This is a genomic window from Pseudomonas sp. MF08831 (assembly GCF_059862645.1).
The window spans coordinates 41,987-61,746 of sequence record NZ_JCBCUX010000020.1 but is presented as its reverse complement, the minus strand read 5'-3'; the positions used below and the strand labels follow the sequence as shown (position 1 = coordinate 61,746).

The 19,760-nt window shown below is 59.6% G+C and carries 30 protein-coding genes; 1 reads left to right on the top strand and 29 read right to left on the bottom strand.

Translation table 11 applies throughout. The features are described 5' to 3' along the window. Positions 1–21 precede the first annotated feature (21 nt). The 16 genes from AC19YS_RS29850 to AC19YS_RS29775 form a co-directional block, all read right to left on the bottom strand. Positions 22–2,319, bottom strand: coding sequence for a Hint domain-containing homing endonuclease (locus AC19YS_RS29850; RefSeq protein ID WP_500603362.1), 2,298 nt, complete (start codon positions 2,317–2,319; stop codon positions 22–24). Between the two features lie 67 nt (positions 2,320–2,386). Further along, a complete protein-coding gene (locus AC19YS_RS29845) occupies positions 2,387–2,992 on the bottom strand; it encodes a hypothetical protein (RefSeq protein ID WP_500603361.1) in 606 nt (201 codons plus the stop codon). Then, positions 2,967–3,155, bottom strand: coding sequence for a hypothetical protein (locus tag AC19YS_RS29840; protein ID WP_500603360.1), 189 nt, complete (start codon positions 3,153–3,155; stop codon positions 2,967–2,969). The genes AC19YS_RS29845 and AC19YS_RS29840 overlap by 26 nt, the downstream gene beginning before the upstream one ends. Then, positions 3,155–3,616 (bottom strand): hypothetical protein, encoded by a 462-nt coding sequence (locus AC19YS_RS29835; RefSeq protein ID WP_500603359.1) that lies wholly within the window; start codon positions 3,614–3,616, stop codon positions 3,155–3,157. The genes AC19YS_RS29840 and AC19YS_RS29835 overlap by 1 nt, the downstream gene beginning before the upstream one ends. Before the next feature lie 196 nt (positions 3,617–3,812). Beyond that, the gene (locus tag AC19YS_RS29830) at positions 3,813–4,325 is read right to left on the bottom strand and encodes a hypothetical protein (protein ID WP_500603358.1); all 513 of its coding nucleotides are present in this window, start codon (positions 4,323–4,325) and stop codon (positions 3,813–3,815) included. A 283-nt stretch (positions 4,326–4,608) separates the two neighbouring features. Next, positions 4,609–5,694 carry a terminase small subunit gene (locus AC19YS_RS29825; RefSeq protein ID WP_500603357.1) on the bottom strand — a complete coding sequence of 362 codons (1,086 nt, stop codon included), beginning with the start codon at positions 5,692–5,694 and terminating at the stop codon, positions 4,609–4,611. A 616-nt stretch (positions 5,695–6,310) separates the two neighbouring features. Then, positions 6,311–7,063 (bottom strand): helix-turn-helix domain-containing protein, encoded by a 753-nt coding sequence (locus AC19YS_RS29820; protein WP_500603356.1) that lies wholly within the window; start codon positions 7,061–7,063, stop codon positions 6,311–6,313. 112 nt (positions 7,064–7,175) lie between these two features. Next, a complete protein-coding gene (locus AC19YS_RS29815; RefSeq protein ID WP_500603355.1) occupies positions 7,176–7,454 on the bottom strand; it encodes a hypothetical protein in 279 nt (92 codons plus the stop codon). Continuing rightward, positions 7,451–7,975: a DUF1064 domain-containing protein gene (locus tag AC19YS_RS29810; RefSeq protein WP_500603354.1), complete on the bottom strand. Its 525-nt coding sequence runs from the start codon at positions 7,973–7,975 to the stop codon at positions 7,451–7,453. The genes AC19YS_RS29815 and AC19YS_RS29810 overlap by 4 nt, the downstream gene beginning before the upstream one ends. A 59-nt stretch (positions 7,976–8,034) precedes the next feature. After that, entirely contained in the window at positions 8,035–8,469 is a 435-nt protein-coding gene (locus AC19YS_RS29805) for a hypothetical protein (protein ID WP_500603353.1), read from the bottom strand. Beyond that, positions 8,390–8,986 (bottom strand): hypothetical protein, encoded by a 597-nt coding sequence (locus AC19YS_RS29800; protein WP_500603352.1) that lies wholly within the window; start codon positions 8,984–8,986, stop codon positions 8,390–8,392. Before AC19YS_RS29800 ends, AC19YS_RS29805 begins: the two co-directional genes overlap by 80 nt. 442 nt (positions 8,987–9,428) lie before the next feature. Further along, positions 9,429–10,232, bottom strand: coding sequence for a hypothetical protein (locus AC19YS_RS29795; RefSeq protein ID WP_500603351.1), 804 nt, complete (start codon positions 10,230–10,232; stop codon positions 9,429–9,431). After that, positions 10,229–10,579 (bottom strand): Arc family DNA-binding protein, encoded by a 351-nt coding sequence (locus AC19YS_RS29790; RefSeq protein ID WP_500603350.1) that lies wholly within the window; start codon positions 10,577–10,579, stop codon positions 10,229–10,231. Before AC19YS_RS29790 ends, AC19YS_RS29795 begins: the two co-directional genes overlap by 4 nt. After that, a complete protein-coding gene (locus AC19YS_RS29785) occupies positions 10,576–10,842 on the bottom strand; it encodes a phiTE_015 family protein (protein ID WP_500603349.1) in 267 nt (88 codons plus the stop codon). Before AC19YS_RS29785 ends, AC19YS_RS29790 begins: the two co-directional genes overlap by 4 nt. A 2-nt stretch (positions 10,843–10,844) precedes the next feature. Then, positions 10,845–11,555, bottom strand: a complete 711-nt coding sequence (locus AC19YS_RS29780; protein ID WP_500603348.1) for a hypothetical protein — start codon at positions 11,553–11,555, stop codon at positions 10,845–10,847. Beyond that, on the bottom strand, positions 11,552–12,286 hold the full coding sequence (locus tag AC19YS_RS29775; protein WP_500603347.1) for a hypothetical protein: 735 nt from the start codon (positions 12,284–12,286) through the stop codon (positions 11,552–11,554). The genes AC19YS_RS29780 and AC19YS_RS29775 overlap by 4 nt, the downstream gene beginning before the upstream one ends. Before the next feature lie 174 nt (positions 12,287–12,460). Between AC19YS_RS29775 and AC19YS_RS29770 the strand changes: the two genes are divergently transcribed. Continuing rightward, the gene (locus AC19YS_RS29770) at positions 12,461–12,655 is read left to right on the top strand and encodes a hypothetical protein (protein WP_500603346.1); all 195 of its coding nucleotides are present in this window, start codon (positions 12,461–12,463) and stop codon (positions 12,653–12,655) included. A gap of 5 nt (positions 12,656–12,660) precedes the next feature. On the opposite strand, the gene AC19YS_RS29765 is transcribed toward AC19YS_RS29770, so the two are convergent. The 13 genes from AC19YS_RS29765 to AC19YS_RS29705 all read right to left on the bottom strand — a co-directional run bounded on the left by AC19YS_RS29765 (position 12,661) and on the right by AC19YS_RS29705 (position 19,733). Further along, positions 12,661–12,906, bottom strand: a complete 246-nt coding sequence (locus tag AC19YS_RS29765; RefSeq protein WP_500603345.1) for a hypothetical protein — start codon at positions 12,904–12,906, stop codon at positions 12,661–12,663. Between the two features lie 17 nt (positions 12,907–12,923). Continuing rightward, complete coding sequence (locus tag AC19YS_RS29760; RefSeq protein WP_500603344.1) at positions 12,924–13,562, bottom strand: hypothetical protein; 639 nt, start codon at positions 13,560–13,562, stop codon at positions 12,924–12,926. A gap of 162 nt (positions 13,563–13,724) precedes the next feature. Further along, positions 13,725–14,156, bottom strand: a complete 432-nt coding sequence (locus AC19YS_RS29755) for a hypothetical protein (RefSeq protein ID WP_500603343.1) — start codon at positions 14,154–14,156, stop codon at positions 13,725–13,727. An 89-nt stretch (positions 14,157–14,245) separates the two neighbouring features. Next, complete coding sequence (locus AC19YS_RS29750) at positions 14,246–14,602, bottom strand: hypothetical protein (RefSeq protein ID WP_500603342.1); 357 nt, start codon at positions 14,600–14,602, stop codon at positions 14,246–14,248. Then, positions 14,599–15,393, bottom strand: a complete 795-nt coding sequence (locus tag AC19YS_RS29745) for a hypothetical protein (RefSeq protein WP_500603341.1) — start codon at positions 15,391–15,393, stop codon at positions 14,599–14,601. The genes AC19YS_RS29750 and AC19YS_RS29745 overlap by 4 nt, the downstream gene beginning before the upstream one ends. Continuing rightward, on the bottom strand, positions 15,393–15,626 hold the full coding sequence (locus tag AC19YS_RS29740) for a hypothetical protein (RefSeq protein ID WP_500603340.1): 234 nt from the start codon (positions 15,624–15,626) through the stop codon (positions 15,393–15,395). The genes AC19YS_RS29745 and AC19YS_RS29740 overlap by 1 nt, the downstream gene beginning before the upstream one ends. Beyond that, complete coding sequence (locus AC19YS_RS29735; protein WP_500603339.1) at positions 15,619–16,119, bottom strand: hypothetical protein; 501 nt, start codon at positions 16,117–16,119, stop codon at positions 15,619–15,621. The genes AC19YS_RS29740 and AC19YS_RS29735 overlap by 8 nt, the downstream gene beginning before the upstream one ends. Positions 16,120–16,353: 234 nt before the next feature. Next, complete coding sequence (locus AC19YS_RS29730; RefSeq protein ID WP_500603338.1) at positions 16,354–17,766, bottom strand: DnaJ-like cysteine-rich domain-containing protein; 1,413 nt, start codon at positions 17,764–17,766, stop codon at positions 16,354–16,356. Next, entirely contained in the window at positions 17,759–18,085 is a 327-nt protein-coding gene (locus AC19YS_RS29725; RefSeq protein WP_500603337.1) for a hypothetical protein, read from the bottom strand. Before AC19YS_RS29725 ends, AC19YS_RS29730 begins: the two co-directional genes overlap by 8 nt. Next, a complete protein-coding gene (locus AC19YS_RS29720; RefSeq protein WP_500603336.1) occupies positions 18,082–18,282 on the bottom strand; it encodes a hypothetical protein in 201 nt (66 codons plus the stop codon). The genes AC19YS_RS29725 and AC19YS_RS29720 overlap by 4 nt, the downstream gene beginning before the upstream one ends. Next, entirely contained in the window at positions 18,275–18,532 is a 258-nt protein-coding gene (locus AC19YS_RS29715) for a hypothetical protein (RefSeq protein WP_500603335.1), read from the bottom strand. The genes AC19YS_RS29720 and AC19YS_RS29715 overlap by 8 nt, the downstream gene beginning before the upstream one ends. Before the next feature lie 8 nt (positions 18,533–18,540). Beyond that, the gene (locus tag AC19YS_RS29710) at positions 18,541–19,386 is read right to left on the bottom strand and encodes a hypothetical protein (RefSeq protein ID WP_500603334.1); all 846 of its coding nucleotides are present in this window, start codon (positions 19,384–19,386) and stop codon (positions 18,541–18,543) included. Continuing rightward, the gene (locus AC19YS_RS29705) at positions 19,383–19,733 is read right to left on the bottom strand and encodes a hypothetical protein (protein ID WP_500603333.1); all 351 of its coding nucleotides are present in this window, start codon (positions 19,731–19,733) and stop codon (positions 19,383–19,385) included. Before AC19YS_RS29705 ends, AC19YS_RS29710 begins: the two co-directional genes overlap by 4 nt. Between the last annotated feature and the right edge of the window lie 27 nt (positions 19,734–19,760).

Below are 19,760 nucleotides of genomic sequence, written 5' to 3'. Positions count from 1 at the left end.
GCATTATCAAAATATTGTTGGTTATGTGATGCCGGCGAGGGCTGCACGAGCTGCGTCGAGGGCGGCTTGTCGTCTGTCAGTGTTGATGCTGACAGCTTCACCCTGTGCTGGTACGTAGTCGGCTGATTCGAGGAAAGCCATGGCGATGGTGTCCAAAAGGTCCGGGGATGATAAGCCCTCTGCGGCCATGTCCTGTTTGCGGGCGATGTGGTAGCGCCCCAGCTCGTCCAGGAAGTAGGGAATACGGCTGCCCTGGTCGATAAGATCCTTCTTGTAGTCCCGCGACAGCCGCACCACGCCATCCTTGATAGCCTCGACGGCGTGGACGGTGCACTGCGCCCGCTGGTTGAGGAACCGTTTACGGTATTCGTTGCTGAAAGGCAGCTCGCCCCATCGGACACCCTTGGCATGGATACCGCCACCAGACAGCTCTATCAGCCGCTTGAGGAACTGATTACCCATACCGTTGGTGTCGACGATGATGGTTACGTTTGAAAACTGTGCCGCGTACTCCAGCACCTTGACGGCCACCGGCGTCCAATCCTCGGTGTTGGTGTAGACCGGCACCGCTACTACCTCAATACGCCGGCGGTCGGCGGACATCCGGTCCCCGTTGCCGATGACCTTCATGTGGGTGGCTACCGTCTTGTCTCGCCCCACACCGGCCGCCACGTCCACCACGATCATGTGGCCATATGCTTCGCCCGGCAGGATGACGTTCGGCCCTTCAATGACGCGCTCAAGCTGTGCCTGGCTCAGTAGGTACTTGCTTGAGTTGGTCGGGAACATGCCCCGGACCTTGATCTGGTATTCCATTTCATCGCGCCCACCGTACTGAATGAGCTTTTCCTTGATGAACTCGATCCCCACCAGCGTGCTTTCTTCGGAGCTGAACGTGAGGCTTGTCCAGGCACCGCCCTGGCGCTTGCTCTTGCTGTGGTGCGAGTCACGGAAGAACCCACTGCTACGCGTAGGCTGCGAAGCCATGATGAAACGGTTACGGGGATCTGTGAGGGCGCCCCCGATAACGCCAAAGTTTTCGTCCGGTATGCCTGAGGCTTCGTCCGCCATCCATAACAGGTAGTCGCCGTGGGTACCGGCCAGGTTCTCAGGGGCGCCGCGTGGCGCTGTACGGGTGGTGATGTACCAGATCGCCGACTTGGTGTTGATGTAGACCTTCTCGGCCTGGATGGTGATGTACTGCGCAATCCAGGCGTGCGGCCCCTTCTCGATCTGCGCCTTAAGCGTGGTTATTTCCTTCCACACACCCTCTCGCACCGTCTTGAGCTTCGGTGCGGTGATGTAGGTGTTTGAGTTGCGATAGCACAGCAGGTGCCACAGGGCGATAACGCCGAAGCTGCGCGTCTTGCCGGTGTTGTGCAGCACGGTAAAGTCATGGCCCAGCAGCCGGTTGTCGCCATCCAGGGTGAACCCGTAGTAGTCACCCTCCCCCAGCGCCTCACAGCCGACAATAGCGAAGTGCAGGGCGCCGGGCTGGCGCTCGATCTTGGTAAGCCAGCGCCCCGACTCAAGGCGGGCCAGGGTGGTGTGGTAGCCGATGGAGCGTGCCAGCCAAGCCACTTGGTGGGCGTGCTCATAGGTGGCGCCGATGAACTGGCAACCATCCCGCCCCACCAGGCCGTCTAACAACGCCCGGCGCTGGTCCTGGCTGCTGTAGAGGTATTCGGCCGGGATCGTCCCACCCGAGCGCGCCAGGCGCTGCCCCATGGCAAATGCCGACACAGGCAAATTGCGCAGTGGGCGCCGGAACGACTTGGCGTCACTCCGGTAGGCGGCGTATTTGCCCTGCTTGTCAGCACCCCACGCCAGCCAGCTTTCAACCGATGTTTCGACCTCGGCGCCCACCGGCACATCACCATCAGGCGCAATCGCCACCAGGCAGAGAATGTGCGCCTCGTTGACTGTGTGGCCGGTACCGTCTGAATAGGTGAAACGATACATGGCCTGGCGGCCGCGCTTAAGCTCCAGCACCGTGGTGGCGTGGGCGCCGTCTGCCCCCATGAGGCGATGACCTGAGCGAACATCCTCTACCGCGATGGGCTCACCGCTGGCGAGCATGAGCTGGGTGCCCAAGGCAAAGCACCCGTGGCCAGACGCTACCGAGACCCGGCAGCCATAGGGGGACGCCTCGTCGAACAGTTCTTTCTGCTGGTGCGTTACGGGCTTGCCCACGATGCCCATGCCGCAAACCTCTACGGCGAACTTGTACTGTTCAAACGCATACCTTGAGACGAACGCGGGCCAGCGCGGATCGGCATCGAGCACCAACTGTTTTTCTTTCTTCGCTGCCCTGGCCATGCAATCCCTTAACGCAAAAAGGGCCGTATTACCGGCCCCTAAACCTTACCGCCCGCTTTGGGAGCGCCTATTGCTTGGTTTGCACCGTAGCGCGCTTGAGGGCGTCGATACGCGCCAGCTCGGCAAAGATCAGCGCGCCAGCCTTGGCCAGCGCTTCCGCCGGTGGGCACGATTTGATTTTCGACGTGAACGGCCAGAAGCTGGCGTAGCGCATTGGGTACACACCACCGGCCTGCATTGAGTAGCACGCGGCCGCACGCGCCAGCTCGCCGCCCTGGTACTGCGCAACGTCGCTTTCTGCCGAATACCCCTCTTCTTGGCGCTGGCGTTGGAACTCAAGCACGGCCGCCAACAGTTCCGGGCTCACACCTGGTGCGTTGGCGTATAGCGGCATTGATGGCGACCAACCCTGTGCGCGGCGCTTGGGCCACTGATCCGATTCCGGGCCTGTGGGGCGTTGCAGAACGATCCCGACGGGCTTGCCGCCTCGGATGTTCACCCATGCCAGTGGTCGTGGCGTGGCTGGCCCCAGCGGCATCGCTACGCCCAGCCACACGGTGTATGCCATATCCGTGTTCGGGTCGGTGTAGCGTTCACCGTCGCGCTCCAGATCAGCGATACCTGCCTGGCCGGCGGCGTACTCAAAATCAGCACGAGTGAGAAAGATCGACATTTGACGCTCCAGATTCAATAAAGGCCCAGCGCTCGGCGGGAAGGTGGTCACGACTGACCGATTCAATGGCTCCATGCTGATCGCGGACCCACAACTGGGGGCCAATCTCCAGCTCGATGGTCAAGCGCTCACCGTTGGCGCGGTTTTCGACGTAGCGCAGCATTACGAGCGCACCGCCGGCGCCGACTCGACAAACATCGGACTGAACCGCAGGCGATCCTCGATCACCGCCACGTCTGCCGGCGTGTAACCGCGGGCCAGCCGCCCGTTCACCATCGGCACCAGTAGCGTCTTGTGAATCTTGATCCCCTTGGCCACGTAGTCGCGCAGACCACGCAGCAGCAGTGCCTCCGACCCGCGGTATGGGAAGCCTGGCCAGAACCCGCCGGCGCCCTGAGCGGTACTGTGCAGGTCGATGGTGGGCGTGTCGGAGTTGTGGTCGCGGAAGTGCACCCGGCCGTCCACTGTGAGGCGCAGGCGGGCGACGGTGCCGGCCTCGTTCTTCCATGTATTGGTACCGACCTTGGATATTTCCACCAGGGCCGCGTTGGCGTGCGTGAGCCTGGCCAAGCGGCTGGCGCGGCGGATGTCTCCGGCAGTGGTGGGTTTTTCTTTCTGGCTCATAGGTGGCTCACAGCATTTTCAGTTGAATTTGGGCGCGGTCGCATTCGTGCATCCCATGAGGCAGGGCGCCGGTGCCCCGCTCGCAGTTTTTGCGCCTGCAATCCTGGCAAAAGGTGAAGGGGCCGCTCGCACGTTGGCGCCAGACGACCCTATCCCCGCCGCAGTAACGGCAAAGCATGAATTTGTACTCTCCCGGTTAATCCCCGTCCTGGGTGGTGCGAGTGGCAAGCATCATGTCCGCGTAAGCCCAGCGGTTAATAGCGTGGTTGCGCAGGTCGTCTTCTGTGGCGTTCTTCGACAAGCTGATCGGCGCATTCAGTGCCAGATCGTCGCGCAGGTCGCTGAGGTAACGTGACATTGCTGCTGGCTTCTTCGCTTCGCCTTGAAGCGAGGCGATTGGTATCAGCCGACCGTCTGGTTGCAACGGCAAGATGTGGAAATTGCGCTGTGAGTCAGGCAATTCGCCAACCAGGCGCAAGAATTCCTGTACATAAGGACGCAACGCAGCCGGTGTCACAGGGGCACCAGCACGGCCACGCTCAATAGGCATCCAGCGCGGAAAATCAGGCAGGCGAACGTGGAAGTACTGGCCCGCGCCAGCGTCACGCAGCTGCATACCCTTGGACTCCAAGAAGCTCCGGAACTGGGGGATGAGTTCGGCTTTAAATAGGCCGATGTCATTAACAATGATTGCTGTTGCTTGCTGCACTGTTACTACTCCTGTGACTTCGCCCTGATTGGCTTTAAGTTTTCTGGCCGGCCCTGGCGCAATGTCGCCCGACGCTCTTGTTTCAGAGGCAGCGGGCGAACCCATATTTGCCCGGTCTTGAACTGGTACAGCTCCCACAGCCCGAGCTTCATGGCCACGGTGCCGTCTTCGTAGGTTTGCCAGGCTCTACGGCTGACATGGATCAGATCCGCGCTACGGCGCTGGCTAAGGCCAGCGGTTGCGCGCGACTGCTTGACCTGGGCAGCTGTAGGCCCGGCTGGCTTCACGAGACGATCCCTATCTTGGCCAGCTCTTCGGTGCGAGCGGCCATAGCTTGGCGATTGGCTTCGGTGTTCTGCTGGGCCTTTTCATAAAGGTCGTTCAGCACTTCATCACTCACAGCGACCGTTACCGATACCGCTGGCTCGACGTTCATGTTGAAGAGCCTGGCCAGGCCGTCGCGGTATCCCTTCTGGCTGGCTATCTTGAGTTCGGTCCCGTCCTTGCCTTCCTTCACGCCCTCGTAGAGCGCCAGGGCGGCCGGTGACAAGTTGCTGGTGTCTTTGAACAGTGCACGGCCTTCGCCCAGGCCGTCGCACTCAGGGCAGTCGTGATTCGGAGCCTTGCGGCTGTCATAACCAGTGCCGCCAAGCTCATCGAATTCGCCGATTTCCTCATTGGCGGCCTCTGCCTCTGCCTTGGCCAGCTCGTACTGATCGCGGCGGCGCTCCATTTCGCTGGGGCGCAGTTGCCACTTATGGCCAATCCCGTAGCAGTAACGGCAGCACTGGCGCACGTACTCGACCAGCTCACGGGGGTCGGCAAAGGATGCGGCGTGGTAGGTGGCGATAAGCTGGTTTTGAACGTCGGCGGTGCGCGCAAACAGTTCGACTTGCCGCGCCTGCATATATGGGTGGTGCTTAACCTTACTTAACAGTCGGCTGGCACCTGCTGACGCAGCGTTATCGTTCTTGCATGCAAAGCCCGCATCCTTGTAGGACTGGCGCGCGTCATATGTGACCAGCCATAGGTCTACGAACTTCGCCTGGCGCGCGTCCAAACCCTGGAAAGCCGCCATTTCCATGGCTCTGCGCTCTTTCAGCGTGAGCTTTATCGGGTTCTTTATTGCAGTGGTTCCACGGCCGGGCTTCTTGCTCGCGGGCACTGGCGCGGCAACTTTTGACCGAGGCTTTGCGGCTGTCCCCACACTCTTTTTGGGTACCGTTTTGGCGGGCTTTTTGCTCTGCGCATCCTGGTTAACATTAACCGAACGCGGTTTTGCAGGTTTACGAGGGCGCGTAGCCGCCTTGGACGGGGATTGATTATCCCCCGCCTGGATAGGCTTTTCAGTTTCAGGCTTGCGCGGCATCCATGGACCTCTTGCGTAATATGTTCGCTACTGGCCGTGGCAATGCGGCCAACTTCTTGCGCTTCACTTTAAAAAAAAGGCCCGCAGGGCGGGCCATTCTTTGGGCGTTGATCCTGGTAAGACCCCCACCGCTATCAGCCAACGGAACGCTACTGACCGGCGCCGCAAAGGCGGTAAAGCCCCTCTCCTGTCGGTTATCCATGCTGTGGTGTTTAAACGCCCTGTCTAAGTAGCGTCATATGCCCGATGCAAACAGCACACCTGACCACCATCAACGAGCGACCGCATAACATGCCCTTAAAGGAGGCCAGGCTATTTGCCGAAGCAAATTTGAAATGCAGCAGGCGGTACGCTTAAGCGTCCGGTCAACCCGTACCACTGGCGCCACTCACGCTGGCGGTTCCTTCCACCCCGCCGGACTTGCCGCCTTTCGGCCTACTGCATACCGCAGCGCTCTATCTCAAAGCGCTCCGGTTATGCGTAACCCTGTAAAAGCCCCACCAGCCCCGAAGCTAGGCCGGTGGGGGTATCGCTGCCCTCGTTAACAAGCTGGTCAAGCCAGTGGACGCCACGCGGGGCTATACGCGTCCACCTCTCCAGCGCGTGAAGCGTCCAACTAAAACAAAAGCTGCTGCACATGGCTGGCGATCTTTTCCAGCGCAGGGTTGGTCGGCTCGTAATCGGCCATCTGTTCCTCCCGCTGACGCCGGCGAATCTGTTGCTCCATGCTCTCACGCAGTTCGCTGACCAAACGGTCAAGCTTTGCACCTCCACGGATTTCGTCGAAGTTCGGAGCATGGGTTTTGAATACGTTCAAGGCGCTGACCAAATCCGTGGCAAGTACCGCCAGATCGGACAAAAGAGCGCGATCAAGGCTCAAGGCCTCGATCATCACGGCGTTGCGGCGAGCCAGAGAGTCGGTGAACTGGTGAAAGTGGAGATTGAGCGAGGTGCTGATGATGCCCCTCAAAACCGCCTGGTTGCCCTCTTCCGGCATGGCAAGAATGTCGTCGTGCATGTCCAGTAAGTAATCCGTGGTCACGCCGTACAATTGTGCCAGCAACCTCAGATTGATCAGGCTGGGCGGACGATGGCCATTCTCGTACAAGCTCACCATCGTCATCCCCTCCTGTGAGAGGGCTATAGCGGCCGCGCTTTCGTTGAACCCGGCCGACCTACGAGCCCGGCGCAACTTGGTACCGACAATACCCGCCAGGCGGACTTCTTCGGCCCGGCGGCGCTCTAGCGGCCCCGCACCTACACCCAAATCCTCCGAGTCGCAGAATAGTGAGAGCGACGTGGGGTCGGAATCGCCAGGCGTAGTGCCTTGCTCTGTGATAGCCGCTGCGATTTGTTTGTCCCCGTCCATCTAAAGCACCCTCCCGGTACGTCTCAACGGCGAGAATTAGAAAGTATCCCTATACATTTGGCAAGCCAGAAAGGCGCTATAAGTTGGCTATTGAGGCGCCAATGCGGACAACTTACTGCGCTTTTTCCTGCTCTATGTTGTACAGCTCAATCACGCGAGCCTTTAGCCCGTCTGCGTTTGCGGGGCTCCGCTCGGCCTCTCTATAGAGCCATTCGCGGCGTACGCGCGTATCGACAATCGACATTAAATAAAGTGCGTCGTACTCGATTCTCAACCCGCGCCCTGTAAGACAATGGCTATTCTTTGGTGCGTAGCAATCTGCACAAAACATGATATGGCTAATGTACTTTCCGTGGGCGGCCGTCACCACCGCAGGCAGTTCGCCGCTCAAAAGCTTTCGACGCTCCAGCCGCCGCCTTTTGCCTTGGATTCCTTCTTGATGGCGGTGAACTTGAATATCGGGTACATGTCGGCGGCCACTTTGATTTTCACTCGCGCGTCATCGGTCCAGAAGCCTTTCACCTCGTGCGCCTCCAGCTCTCGGCTGGCCGGCATGACAAAGAAGTCGACGGTGTAGAACGTCTTGTCCGCCAGCCTGAGCTTGATACCTTCGAACTTGAACCAAAGCACCTTTCCTTCGTGCTTCAACTGCTCCAAGTGCGCCGCATAGGCCTCTTCGGTCTTGTTCATAACGCCAGCGGGCAGCCGCCCCAGAGCCTGCATACGCTGCGTTGAGGTTTTGGCAGGCGTCTCGGGCGTCGCTGCCGGCGCAACGGTGGCCACAGGCTTGCTTGAGGACTTCTTGGGCGGCCTGGCCATTGCCGGCGCCGCAGGGTCAGCCGAAAGCGCTCTCCGCGTCATTCTTTCCGGGAGGCTCTTCAAATGCTCGTCACTAATCCATCGTTTCGTCATGCAGGCATTTTCCCAACAAAAAGGGCGCCAGCACCGGCGCCCTTTGCTTAGATCGACGCTTACGCGGACTGGCTCTGCTGCTGGCTTAAGTACTGATCAGCCGCGGTCCTGTCCTCTGCCGTCACTGTGTAGTTATCGATCTGCACGACCTGGTAGAAGGTCACGGCGCAATGCTTGTCGGCCCACGCCTTCAACGCCCCCAGCGCCACCTCCAGCTCGGCCGTGGCTGCATCGCTCACGTCCGGGAAGCCGTCGCAGAACTCGCTGTGCTCATCGTTGGCGCTATTGGCCATGTGGTTGACGATATCGTCGGCATCCGGCAGGAAGTCGCTCGCATCAGGGCGTACCACAACGCCCCGCGCGATGACGGCGCCGGCTGCCAGTTCGTTGTCCGAAACGAACGCGGCCAGGTCGTCATCGCTCCAGCGATCCGATACGGTACCCAGCGCATAGGAATATTCCGGGGTGTTCGTAAGCGTGTTTGGAGTCAGCATTGAGTTTTCCTTGGATTGTGTTTTCGATGGTGTGGGAACATTCAGTTGTGGTTTTGGCAGCCCTGGCGTGGCCGACACAAACCCGCGTTGGCTCGTTGCGCTCATCCAGGTGGGCATGACACATGAAGCCTTTGCGGTCGTGAGCCATAAACTCTGCATCACTCGTTGCAACGGGTGACTGGTTGGCAATTGATCCCAGGCGGTAAGCACATCCGTAACAAGCGCCCGCCGGGTCGCATTTGCTCGCGATTAACACGCCCTGGCAGGCGCCTATGATGGTTGGCAGGTTCACGCTGTCGAACCTGTCGGGATGCACGTTGCACTCCATGATCAGCACCTGGTCGCTCATTTCGGCGCAGTTCTCGCCGACAGAGTTGGCCATGCCGATAAACTGCGCCATCAGCTCCACCAGGCGCTGCTGGCCGTTTTGCTCCAGGTATCTGGTTAGAGCCTCGCGGCGCATGGCCAGGTCGAGCTGGGCAATGCCAGATATGTCCATGGCATCGCTGGGACTCATGCTGTATTCACAATTCGCAGGCATAGCGTTACCTCGCCCGCCGCTTACCGGCAGGTTGTTGTGGAGATTGGTTCAGGGGTTCTTTCGGTCGGGCGGGGAAGGCGGGAAGCCGAAGTGCATACGCCGCTTGCCGGTGTAACCGCACTCACTGCAACCGGTAGACGGACCACACCCGCATCCACCCTCACACCCGCAGCTGCACCCGGAGCAATTCAGGGTGCACCAGCTTTCCTGCTCGACCTCGCCCTTCTGGCTGATTGAGTAGTTCACACGACGATCAAGCCGAAACCCGGTGATCTTCTCGGCGTCTTCGTAGGTGGCAGGTACAGAGCGGAACCCATACTGGGCCGTTGGGTCATCAATGAAACGGCGGACAGTTCTCATGGGCGTGGCCCCTGGCGGATGTTCCACAGCATGAACAGGATTGCAGCTACCGGGATGATCATGCTGTCAGCTCCAATGTTGGCGGAACAGCAGCGGCGGCGGCGACACCTGCTACCGCCAAGGCGTACACCTCGGGATGCTGCTTGTCGAAGGCTGGGAGGTAGGCAGTCTCGACCCAGGTACCCCGGACAGCGCCCTTGGCAAGCCACGCCGGTTTCTTGCTCGTGGCCGGCTGCGTCCATGCGGTTATACCGACGCCGTGCGCGGCGATCTGCTTGGCCGTGATGAATCCCTGGCTGCGCAACTGCGCTATCACCTTCAATGCTGATTCTTTCCAAGGTGTGAGCCTCACCGGCGCAGGTACACCAGCTGGCAGGTTCGTAACCATAATCGGCACTTGGCAGCGCACCGGGGGATTCCAATCGAACATGTACCGGTCATAAAACGGCGCTCGCCCACTCACTTCCAGCAGCTTGTGCTTGAGGTCAAAGGTGTAGTTGTGCCCCTCAAACGTCTGCGTTGAACGCGGCAGTAGCACGGTGACGCCCTGGCGCTCCAGCATCTTTACAATGCCGGCACTTGCAGCGGTGATCTTGCTGACGATCACCATGCGGTAGTCTGGCCCTGGCGTTTCGCTATTGGCATCGTAATGGTGGGGCAGTATCTGGTCGGCAACCTTGGCGTTAAGCGATAGCTTTGCCTCTACGCCGATTTGGCGGCCGTCAGTGTGCACCACCAGGATGTCGAAGCCCGCCGCTTCCGGGTAACAAGTCCAGTCAGGCAGCTTGTTGAACTCCTGGATGAACAGGGCGCAAAGGTCGGCCTCTTTCTCGATTTTTTCGATTGGCTGCGCTGGAATCATTGCCGGGCCTCCCCTTTCGCGGCCGCCAGCTGATCCTGGAGCTGCTGCTTGAGTAACACAAGAGCGCTCATCATGATCTGGTGCTGCTCCTGGTTATCGAGGTACTGCTCGACCGCCAGCACCACAACACTGTTCATGCTGCGACTCTCAAGCGCAGCCTGAGCGGCAACACGTGCACGCACGCCATCGGGCAAGCGGGCGACAAACTTGTCGGCGGTGCGGGAATCATAGGCGGGAGCCACAGCAGAAGGCTTGGGCACGGGCAGAGAAACTGCCTCAAGCTCCCACTGCGGGACTTCCAGGCGTTTGGCGCTACGGGCAAGAGCGTCACGGGCAATTGGGTTCATGATTTCACCTTTACGCCGGCGCCACGGATGGCGGCCATGCAGTCGAGAATCGCAGCACCAGCAACGTCTGGCACCGTGTAGGAATGGGCATCAGGCAGCTGTACGAGCATTTCAGCGCGGGACTCAACCCACATGCTCCAGCAAAGGCAATGCAGCTGCTTGGCGATACTGTGCGGGCCAGGCTCGACGTAGTAGACCTTTAGGTGGTCGTCGAACCGAACGCCCTCTGGCACCGGGTGAAGCGCTTCAAAGCGCTCACGCATATTCACGAGACCACGGCCTGCGCTTCCGCTGCTGCCTTCTGAGCCACAATCATCCTGGCGGCGTGGCGAACCTTAGCCAAACGGCGTAGCACGCTGTCTGTCGGCCTGTGAAGGTCGTAGTCAAGGTTGCTGCCAAGGTCCAACAGCTCTTCGTGCTCGTTGATCCAGGCATAGGCCTCAGTAGCCCCACCCTCAAGGCGCTGGCACGACCTGAGCGCTACCACCAGGGCGCTCAGAAAGGACATGTGCAGTCCAGTCGGGAATCTCTTCTCGGCAGCCATCATCAGCCAGTTGTCCAGCTCCGCGCAGATGTCATCAAGCGGGGTCGGGGATTGCTTCCACTCAGGAAGATCCTCAACACGCCCATGCAGAAGATCCTTAATCGCCTCACACACGATCTGCACAAAGTAATCCCGGTCAAGTTCCGTGACTTTGCTGGTGGCCTCAAGCTTGCCGTAGATGTAGTCGCCGTCGTCACCGGCCAGGAATGGAAGGCCATAGGACGAGCCCACACCGAATGTCAGCGAACCGATATCGCCAAAGACGGCAGTGCCGAAGCGGGTGATGCAGATGTCGAACGCCTGGTGAATGCTGCCGGGCTTCTGACAGCGCCACACTTCCACGCCGTTGGCATTCGCCAGCTCGGTATAAGCGTGGTCTTTCAGCCATTTACCGGCGTCAGCCAGGTGCTTGTTCTCTTCTTCGCGGCTCATTGCGGTACTCCCTGCTCGCCACGTGGGCGCTTCTCTTTGATTCCAGCCCCATCCACGGGCGCCAGCGTGGTGCCGGCAAACGCGCACATGGAGCCGCTGTGATATTCGTTCGAAACTTCGAATGGTTCTATCTGGTGCCAGTCCCAGCGGCCTCTAACGTCGCAGGTTAGCCATTCCGCCCAGGCTGGGGCGTGCTCCCACAGCGGCCTGGGCTTGACCTTGGATCGAGGCTTGGCGGTGGCCGGCTTGCGCGACACAGGCTTACGAGGCAACAGCTTCGCAACCACTGGCAATCCCTGGGCAATGCTGTCTGCACGCTCCCGCTCACGCAGGCCATTCTCAAAGCGGCGCATCACCATCGAGCCGCCAAGGCCATCCTCAGGAAAGATCCCGCGGTCACAGTGCGGGCAGCCCGGCACCATGGTTTTGTTGCGCCAGGCCTTCTCTACCTTTTTGGCGGCAGTCAGGTGCAGGACGGCGCCACGCTCTTCTTGGGCGGCGGCAAGGGTTCGATTCACCTTGAGCGAGTGCTCCCGCCAGTGCTCCCGTAAAATGCTTAGCGCCCAGTACGCGGACACTTGCACTTTACAGTCCCTACAAGTGACAACTTCGCCCACATCGTCCATTTCTAAAAGGCGGTGCTGGCAGCCTTCATGCCGACGTGTGTAGTCCGCTTTTATGCGTGCAAGCCGCAGTTCGCCTATCTCTACCACGTTATCCGTATCCGACATGCCCATGTACCCAACTGGCTATTTCTGGCTTGGCGCCACTATACACCGGGCCAAAATATCAATACATCATTTTTATGTTTTTATTTGGATTTTAGGCAAAAAAAAGCCCCTGGTGTGATTCAGGGGCTCACGGCATGGCAGGATAAGGACCAACGCAAATAGAGGCGGCCACAGATGAACATTACCCTGGAACTGACACCGCACTTAGCTGACACGCTGCGCGACTTCCGCCGACTGCACGCTGAGTTTCAGCGCACCACCTCCAGCACTCCGGAACTTGAGCTGAGTAAGCGTTACAGCGCGCTCAGCACGTCAGCTCAGATAATCGCCGAGGCTGTCGACAAAGCCGCAACTGCCCAAGGGAGGTAGGCCGGCTACTGCTCAAGCTCTATCAGCCTGGCGGCGGCTTCGTTGTCTACGGCGATATACAAGGCCTCGACTGTACCGGCGTTCAGCGCGCCAGCCACTTCCAGGCCTTGCACAAACCCTTCCGCACGCGCCTGAGCCAGGTGCAGCGCGCCGGCGTCGGCGGTGATTGTGATCTGGGCCAGGTGCTTTTCCATGTGGTCACGTACGCGGGGTGGAAGGCCCACGCCCTCCAGCTGCTCGATGGCGCTCATTGTCACCCGGACCTCTTTCAGAATTTCTCGGCCGATGCGTGCTTATAGCTCACATTGGGAAGCTCAAACCGCACGACCACGCTAGATGCTTGGTTATCACTGACCAGCCTCACGGCCGCCTGACGCACATCTTCCGGCGCAGCAGCCAGGATTGCGCCCACGTCCGCATAGCCAACCGTGTCCGGTACCTCCAAGTAGGTATAGGTCAAATCACCGGCCGCCAGCGCCGCCCCCTCAAAGGCCACAAACTTCTTAACGTACTCGTCCTGGGTGGCCGTGTTACGCAGCGTCACCATGTCGATAAACGATTTCTCGTTTTCCATGGAAATGATGTTGAAGGTATTGGCCAGGGCGGCGGACACTTTCGGGTACAGGTCCAGCTTGTACGGGGCGATCAGCGCCACCACGTCCAGCTTGTCCTCGCGAAAGAACAGGGCGACGGTGAATTTCTCGCCAACAAAATCAAAGCCATCGGTGCATCGGCCCTTCTGCACACTGTTCGAACAGTCGTAATACCCGGCAGAGCGGGTGTATTTGTCGATGGGCGTGCCCTGGACATAATCCTTGAACAGGTTCACGCCAGCGAACGCGGTGGGGATACCGGCGGCCAGGCACAGCCCGGCAGTGAGCGCTAACGCAGTGATCTTTTTCGACATCGTGGGGCTTTCCCTTGTGGTTTGGTTTCCATCCATGGCCGCAAGATACTATGAAAGACGCCCCCAGGCTCACGTCAGACCAGATAGCGAAAAGCCCGCAATTGCACCTGGTGGCAACGCGGGCTTTGTATTTTGACACTAAGACGCTTTGACTCATTGACGCTATAGCGCCTTACCGCCATATCCTTTCGGGACCGGCACACCGAACACCCGCGCAATCTCCTTGTTCGGCAGGGCCGGGGCTTCCTCCATAGGGCGCTGGTACAACATTTCTCGCCAGTTGGGCAGGTACTCGCCGGGAAGCGAATTCCCCCACTGCCCTGTTGAAGCCTCCCGCGACGTATTGGTGGTCACCGGCTCTCTTTCAAAGAACACCCAATAGCCGCTCGGTGCAAGCCCGCACCAATTTGACCAAGCCGGCCAAACCTCAAGGGGTGGATAAATGGGCTTCTGCTGCGCCTCAACCTTGGCTCTCGGCGCTCGATAAAACAGACCTTGTTCATCAAGCCAGCGCTGCACTTCATGCCCTGACCACATCTTTCGATCATTTGTCGGAAATACCAGCCGCTCAGGCTTTTGGCTTGCCTTATTCACATCCTGCTCCCTGTAATTCGGCGCCAACTTTTACGTGCTGGCGTTTTGCCGGCAGTTTACCAGCTCTCTGTACAGCGCACAGCCTTCGGTCAGTAACCATCAGTCAGCGCCAACTGGAGCCTAGCGATCAATCCCACTACGTCGTCCCGGTCCCACACCGCAAAGAGCTGATCAGCGTCATACATGCCGTCACGGCATTGCGTATTGAAATGTAGGGCGAACGGCGCGCCCTCTATCTCGGCTAAATCCATAATCCCGTCTCGCTCAAACGAGCCGCTACAATCGACCTCATCAGTCAAGCTTGCGTAATAGAAGTCGACCACCTCACCGCCGGAGTCAATCGTATCGAATTTCACCATCGGCTCGCGGATTATGCTCGGGTCGTACTTGGCGAACACCGTGCCCGCTGGCATTGCGAGGAAGGTCTTGCGGTTGACGATTTTCATAGTTCACGCCCTCCGACCACATTGGTCCACTTCAATTTCTCTCCCGTCAGCAACGCGGCCGCTTGCCTAGCTCCCCGTTCGGTTCGATAGACCCGTGGCAGCTCACCGAAGGCCTTGAAGCCATGCCGGTCAAATCCGCAGTCCAACATGAAAATCCCGTCCCAGTCGGATATCCAAAGGTCCACCCCCTTGCCGTCCTTGGTTTCGAGTATTACTACTTCCTTGGTGATATCGGCAGCAGGCCGCCCGGCGCCAGTTGGGGCAGGCGACTGTACCTTGCGCTTTCGCCGCATTTTGTCGGGGCTTTTGGCTGCTACAGGATTAACGAGCCAGCTACGCAACTGGGCGACGATATCGCACAGGCTGGCTTGTTGGGCAGCGCCAGCCTCACCGTTCAACAGAACATCCAGCTCACGCACCAGGTGGGCCTGATCCACCAGCACGGCAGATACGTCAGCTGAATTCGGCTGATCGGTCGATGTCACGTATGGTGCGGAAATGATACCGAAGCTGTGGGCGCCACTCGCATGCAAGCCTCCTGGGTGAGCACGGAGCCAAACTGAATGGGCAGCGTGAAAACGCTCGTATTCCTCATCAGGCGAGCTGTCAGCAGGCCATTCAGGGGCGGTACGGTGATAGGCCTCAGCCGCAGCCCGGAAAACCTCGGCGGCCGACTCGCTATCAAACCCCTTGAGGATGGTGAAGCTTTCGAAATCGACAACCGCTGTTACCAGGTAGCATTGCGGCTCTTCCTGGGCGGGGGCGGTATCGACCAATTGCTGGGCAACCATCACCAAGCCCCCCCGCCGACCCAGTAATACCCTGAGGCGGTCAGCTCGATGAACTTCTGGCGTTCACGAGACGGCCCGTCACAGTCGCCCGACATAACGAACAGGCAGCTGGATTCTTCAAACAGGTGCGCATCTTCGCCATACAGCTCAACCGCCAGCTTTCGCGCCTCTGCTGAGTCCGCGACCATCTTGTCTATGATGGCCTGCAATTTTGCCACTTTCGCCTTACTCATCGACTGCGCCCTCTGGCAACGTTTCCGCCACTAAAACGTTATAGCGCTTTAGCGCCTCGAAAAGATCATTGCAGTAGGTGACACCATCGAAGACCGGGCCGCCCTCAATCTCTGGCCATTCCTGGTGGTACTTCGGATCTTTTCGGGATGGCGCGCGAACATAGCGCCGGCTCGTATCAGCGGGGCGGGCATAGAGTCGGGTATCGTCCGGTAGCGCCCGGCCGCTGGAGTTCAGCACTACATGTACGGGCTGGATAGGCTGATCGTAAATGCGACCGACAACCTGGTCGGGTACGAGCGCCAGCTTTGTTAGAGCGCCGGTCGGCAGAGGTGGCCACCGCCCCTGTGTGGCGGCCGTCGTCATGGGGAAGATGCCCCCAAGGGCCGCGTCCACCACCTCGGTAAGGCTGAATGCCTCGGTAATTTCGAGGGTCGCAGTCACAACCTCGTCGCCCTGCTTTATCGTGAACTCGACACGCTTCGCACCTGTCATGATCGAACCCTACAGCCGCAGCGTGTCGGGTGCCCCTGAGGCAGTTGGCATGCGGGCCTGGACGTGGCCCTTGCAACGAGTGCCGTCAGTTGCGAAATCTGCGCCATTAGCGATTGGTGCTTTGCTTCGGCTTGCTCAGGCGTATCGGTCAGCTGCGCGAACAGGTCAGGGCTGGCCATGAGCGTCATCGGCGGCAGAAATTCGTTTTTGAGGATCTGGATACCACCCAGTTTTCTATTCGTCATCTTCTGGATTCCGTGCAGGATATACATAGCCGTTGCCGCTGTCGTTCGTCAGTACGCCCTGGGCCACCAGCAGCATGGTGCCAGGATGCTCCAGGGCAGCGATACCACCCTCAACCAACCAATCCAGTCGTAGGCCGTCCTCATCGCACTCGCGAGTGACTGCTACAGCCTCAACGAGAATTGGCTCTGCCGGCACCGTTGCGGCCTTGTCTGGCAACTGAGCATAGGCGCATTGAACACCACGGATAACGCCGTCGCGAACGTCGTACAGGTCTTGCGACTGAGGTGCACCATCCTCCCACTTGCTCGACTCGCCATCGTTGAAAATTACGCGATAGGCCAGGAGGGCCGCGTGAGGCGCGGTTACTGGTGCAGGGAAGTGCAGACCCTCGACGACATGCCCATTAGGCAGCCGCCGCGCAGGCAGCTCACATTCGGTCTTTTGGGCCAAGTCATACGGCATTTCTAGGATTGAAGGCAGGTCGGGGCAGATATACAGCTTTGTCCCGACCTCTGGCATTTTGCCGCCAACCCACGAAATTTCCTTGAGGCCAAAACCGAACTCCACGATTTCCGCAACCAGGGCACGGTCGGGCTCAGCCTTGGGCTGCGTCAACTGCCGTACCTGCAACGTTCTGACTGCCGCAACAAGCTGCGCCAGCTCACCATTCGACACGTAGGTGCATGCGCTTTCAGGATTGAGGTCTGCAATCGCATAGTCGTAGCTATCCAGGACGCTACCGGCAATTACTGGCGCGAGTTTGGGCTGATCGGCGACCACCAATGCTTCAACCTTGAGCCCTTCTGAGCATTTACCTGTCGCCCACTTGGGGTACTCAGGTGTCACCGTCAGACCGCCACGGCCAGTGACCCGCCAAGCCACCGGCTCGCCTTGGGGCTGGGCGGCCTGGTGACGGTAGAGCGGGATCGAGTACGCAGCACATGCAGCAGCTGGCGCGCCACCCGATTTCAGGTTGTACGCCTTAAGGTCGGCCGTGATCGTCTGTCCGGCCAAGTTGGCCCAGTGCGAGGGCTCGCCATAGTGATGATCGGCTGGTAAGCGGCCAGTTCCTTCACAACGGGCGCAGCTACCGGGCTCTTGCCCCGGCTCGTGCATATCACCAGTGCCTGAACAGGTGTTGCATTGAACGGTTGGCGCCGTATCCAGCAGGGCGCGCAGCTCATCCAATGCCCGAAGCCATCCATCACGCACAAAGTCACCATCCAGCTCTGGAAGCTCGTCGCAGGCGTCCAGGGCGGCGCTGAGCGTGCCAAAGTCCGACCGCTGTACTGAAATCTCTTCGGGTGAGCCTGAATCCTCACTGTTGTCTGCAAGCCTGAAAGCGGTACCGGCAACAGCGCCAAGCAGCTCAACCAGGAACCGAATACGTTCGTTATTCATGAGGCACGACCTCTGCTGACTGGATTAGGAAATTACGGGCGACCAGGGCGCGGCTGTTGGCGTAGCCGCATACCTGGCTCATGTACTTCAAGCCGTCTTCGCGGCCAGCCTGCTGGCTGATCGTCTCCAGCGACGTGGTGGCGTCGTTCAACTGCTGGCGCAGCACCGCCTCACGAGCCAGGCCCGCCTTATGGGCGGCCAGTGCAGCGTCAAAGTCGGCCGCGTTTACAACCAAGCGCTCTTCGGTGCCAAGCCGGTGGCCCGGCAGGTGTAGGCACATGGTTTGCCGCTCAACTGCGTACCGCTTCGCATTGTTCATAAGTGCAGCCTCTCTTTAATTTCGGTGTATTGGTCTGCGCTCAACTTGCTCTGCTTGATCGCTGCGCTCATAAGCTCGTTGGCGGCGGAAAGGTGCTGTCGGGTGCCGGCATTCGCGAAGGCTTCCACTACCTTCTCCAGCTCGACGCGAGTTCGGAAGGTGAGGCCATTGATCGTCCAGGGAAATGCTTTAACCATTGGTACGGCCCTCGCTGGCCAGGTGTTTTTCGATCTGCTCGACCAGGCCCAGCTCCCAGCCCATCAAGCGACCACGGTTCGCCACTTCAAGCAGCAACGCACCAGAAGCCGACAGCGCCGCCAGCAGTTGCTTGCGCGACTGGTATGGCGCCGGGCATTCACCGGTGATCGGATTGTCAGCGTCACCGTGCTGACCACAGCCTTTGCAAACGGTTGGCCGCTCGTCGTAGGGGTCAATAACTGCAATCACATGCTCTTTCATACGCTGGCCAACGTGCGCGCCGACGCCGCCTGGCGGCGCAAGTACTCCACCGCCATGACTACCGGAAAGATCGCGAATAGGCCGGCCTCGCAGTGATCGTCTTTGCGCAGCTGCATGGAGCCCTCTTCTACGTAGCGCCAGCCTCCCCGCTTGCCGTTGCCGGGCTGATAGGCGTAGTAGGACAGAAAGCCATCAGGCGTAAGCAGGAAGTGCGTGGCGTGCTTGGCATCGACGAGCATGCGCTCCAGCTCTGGCAGGTGATCTTGGGTCAGCTCGCCAGGTAACGCCCGGTCATCACCAATCAGGATCGGGGGCATCCGCTTGTCCATTTCGCACTTCCATCGCACCCAGGTGTAAGTCTTGACTGGGCCATGGTCGTTCGGGATATGGGCTCGCAGCTGCTGCTCACGGCCACTCGGTGCCCGGTATCTCGGCGGCGTTGGGGGGGTAGGCTTTTTTTCGCGCGGTACCAGCTTCGGATTTACGGGTTTATCAGCGCTGGCCACCGGTTCAGGGGCCGGCACCGGCTCGGGTTTGGCCTCGACGGCAGGCTCTACTGGCTTGAGGGGGATGGACTGGGGCCGAGGCTGAGGTTTCAAAAGCTCAGGACGCTCTGCCAGTTCGGTAACGTCGACATCTTCCCCATCGTACAGCACGGCGCCGATGGTACGCCCCAAGTCTTGCTGATCTTCAACCCATTGGACCAATGCCAACCCGCGGGCAAGCAACAGATTGACGTTGTTGTGATTACACCGTTGCAGCAGATGGGTAACACGCCCATGGCTTGCCTCGGACATGCTGAACATCAGGTCATAACGCACCGGCCCGCTTTGATCGCTCATACGCTGCTCTCCGGTGGAACGTCCTTGAGGAAACGCTCTACGGCGTCAGTAGCTGAGCCCGCCACAACGTACTTGCCTCCCTCAACGATCAGGGGAAGACAGCGACGCAGAAGCCGCTCACCGGTGCGCAGGCGGTCTCTCATTGCTTGCGCCTGCAATGCCAGCTCTTCGGTGGTGGTCGGGATCGGCCGGATATGCTCGGACTGCTCGCCGGCGAGGATCAGGCGCAGCAGGTTGCGGCGCGCGCCAGCGTCCGACTTCAAGTTGGGCGTGCCAGGGGCGGCCTGCTCCAGGTCGGCATAAAGGCCCGCCAGCAGTTCGCGGGTAATCAGCAAGTAATTAGCCAATTGCGCTCTCCTGGCCGGCGTGCGGCT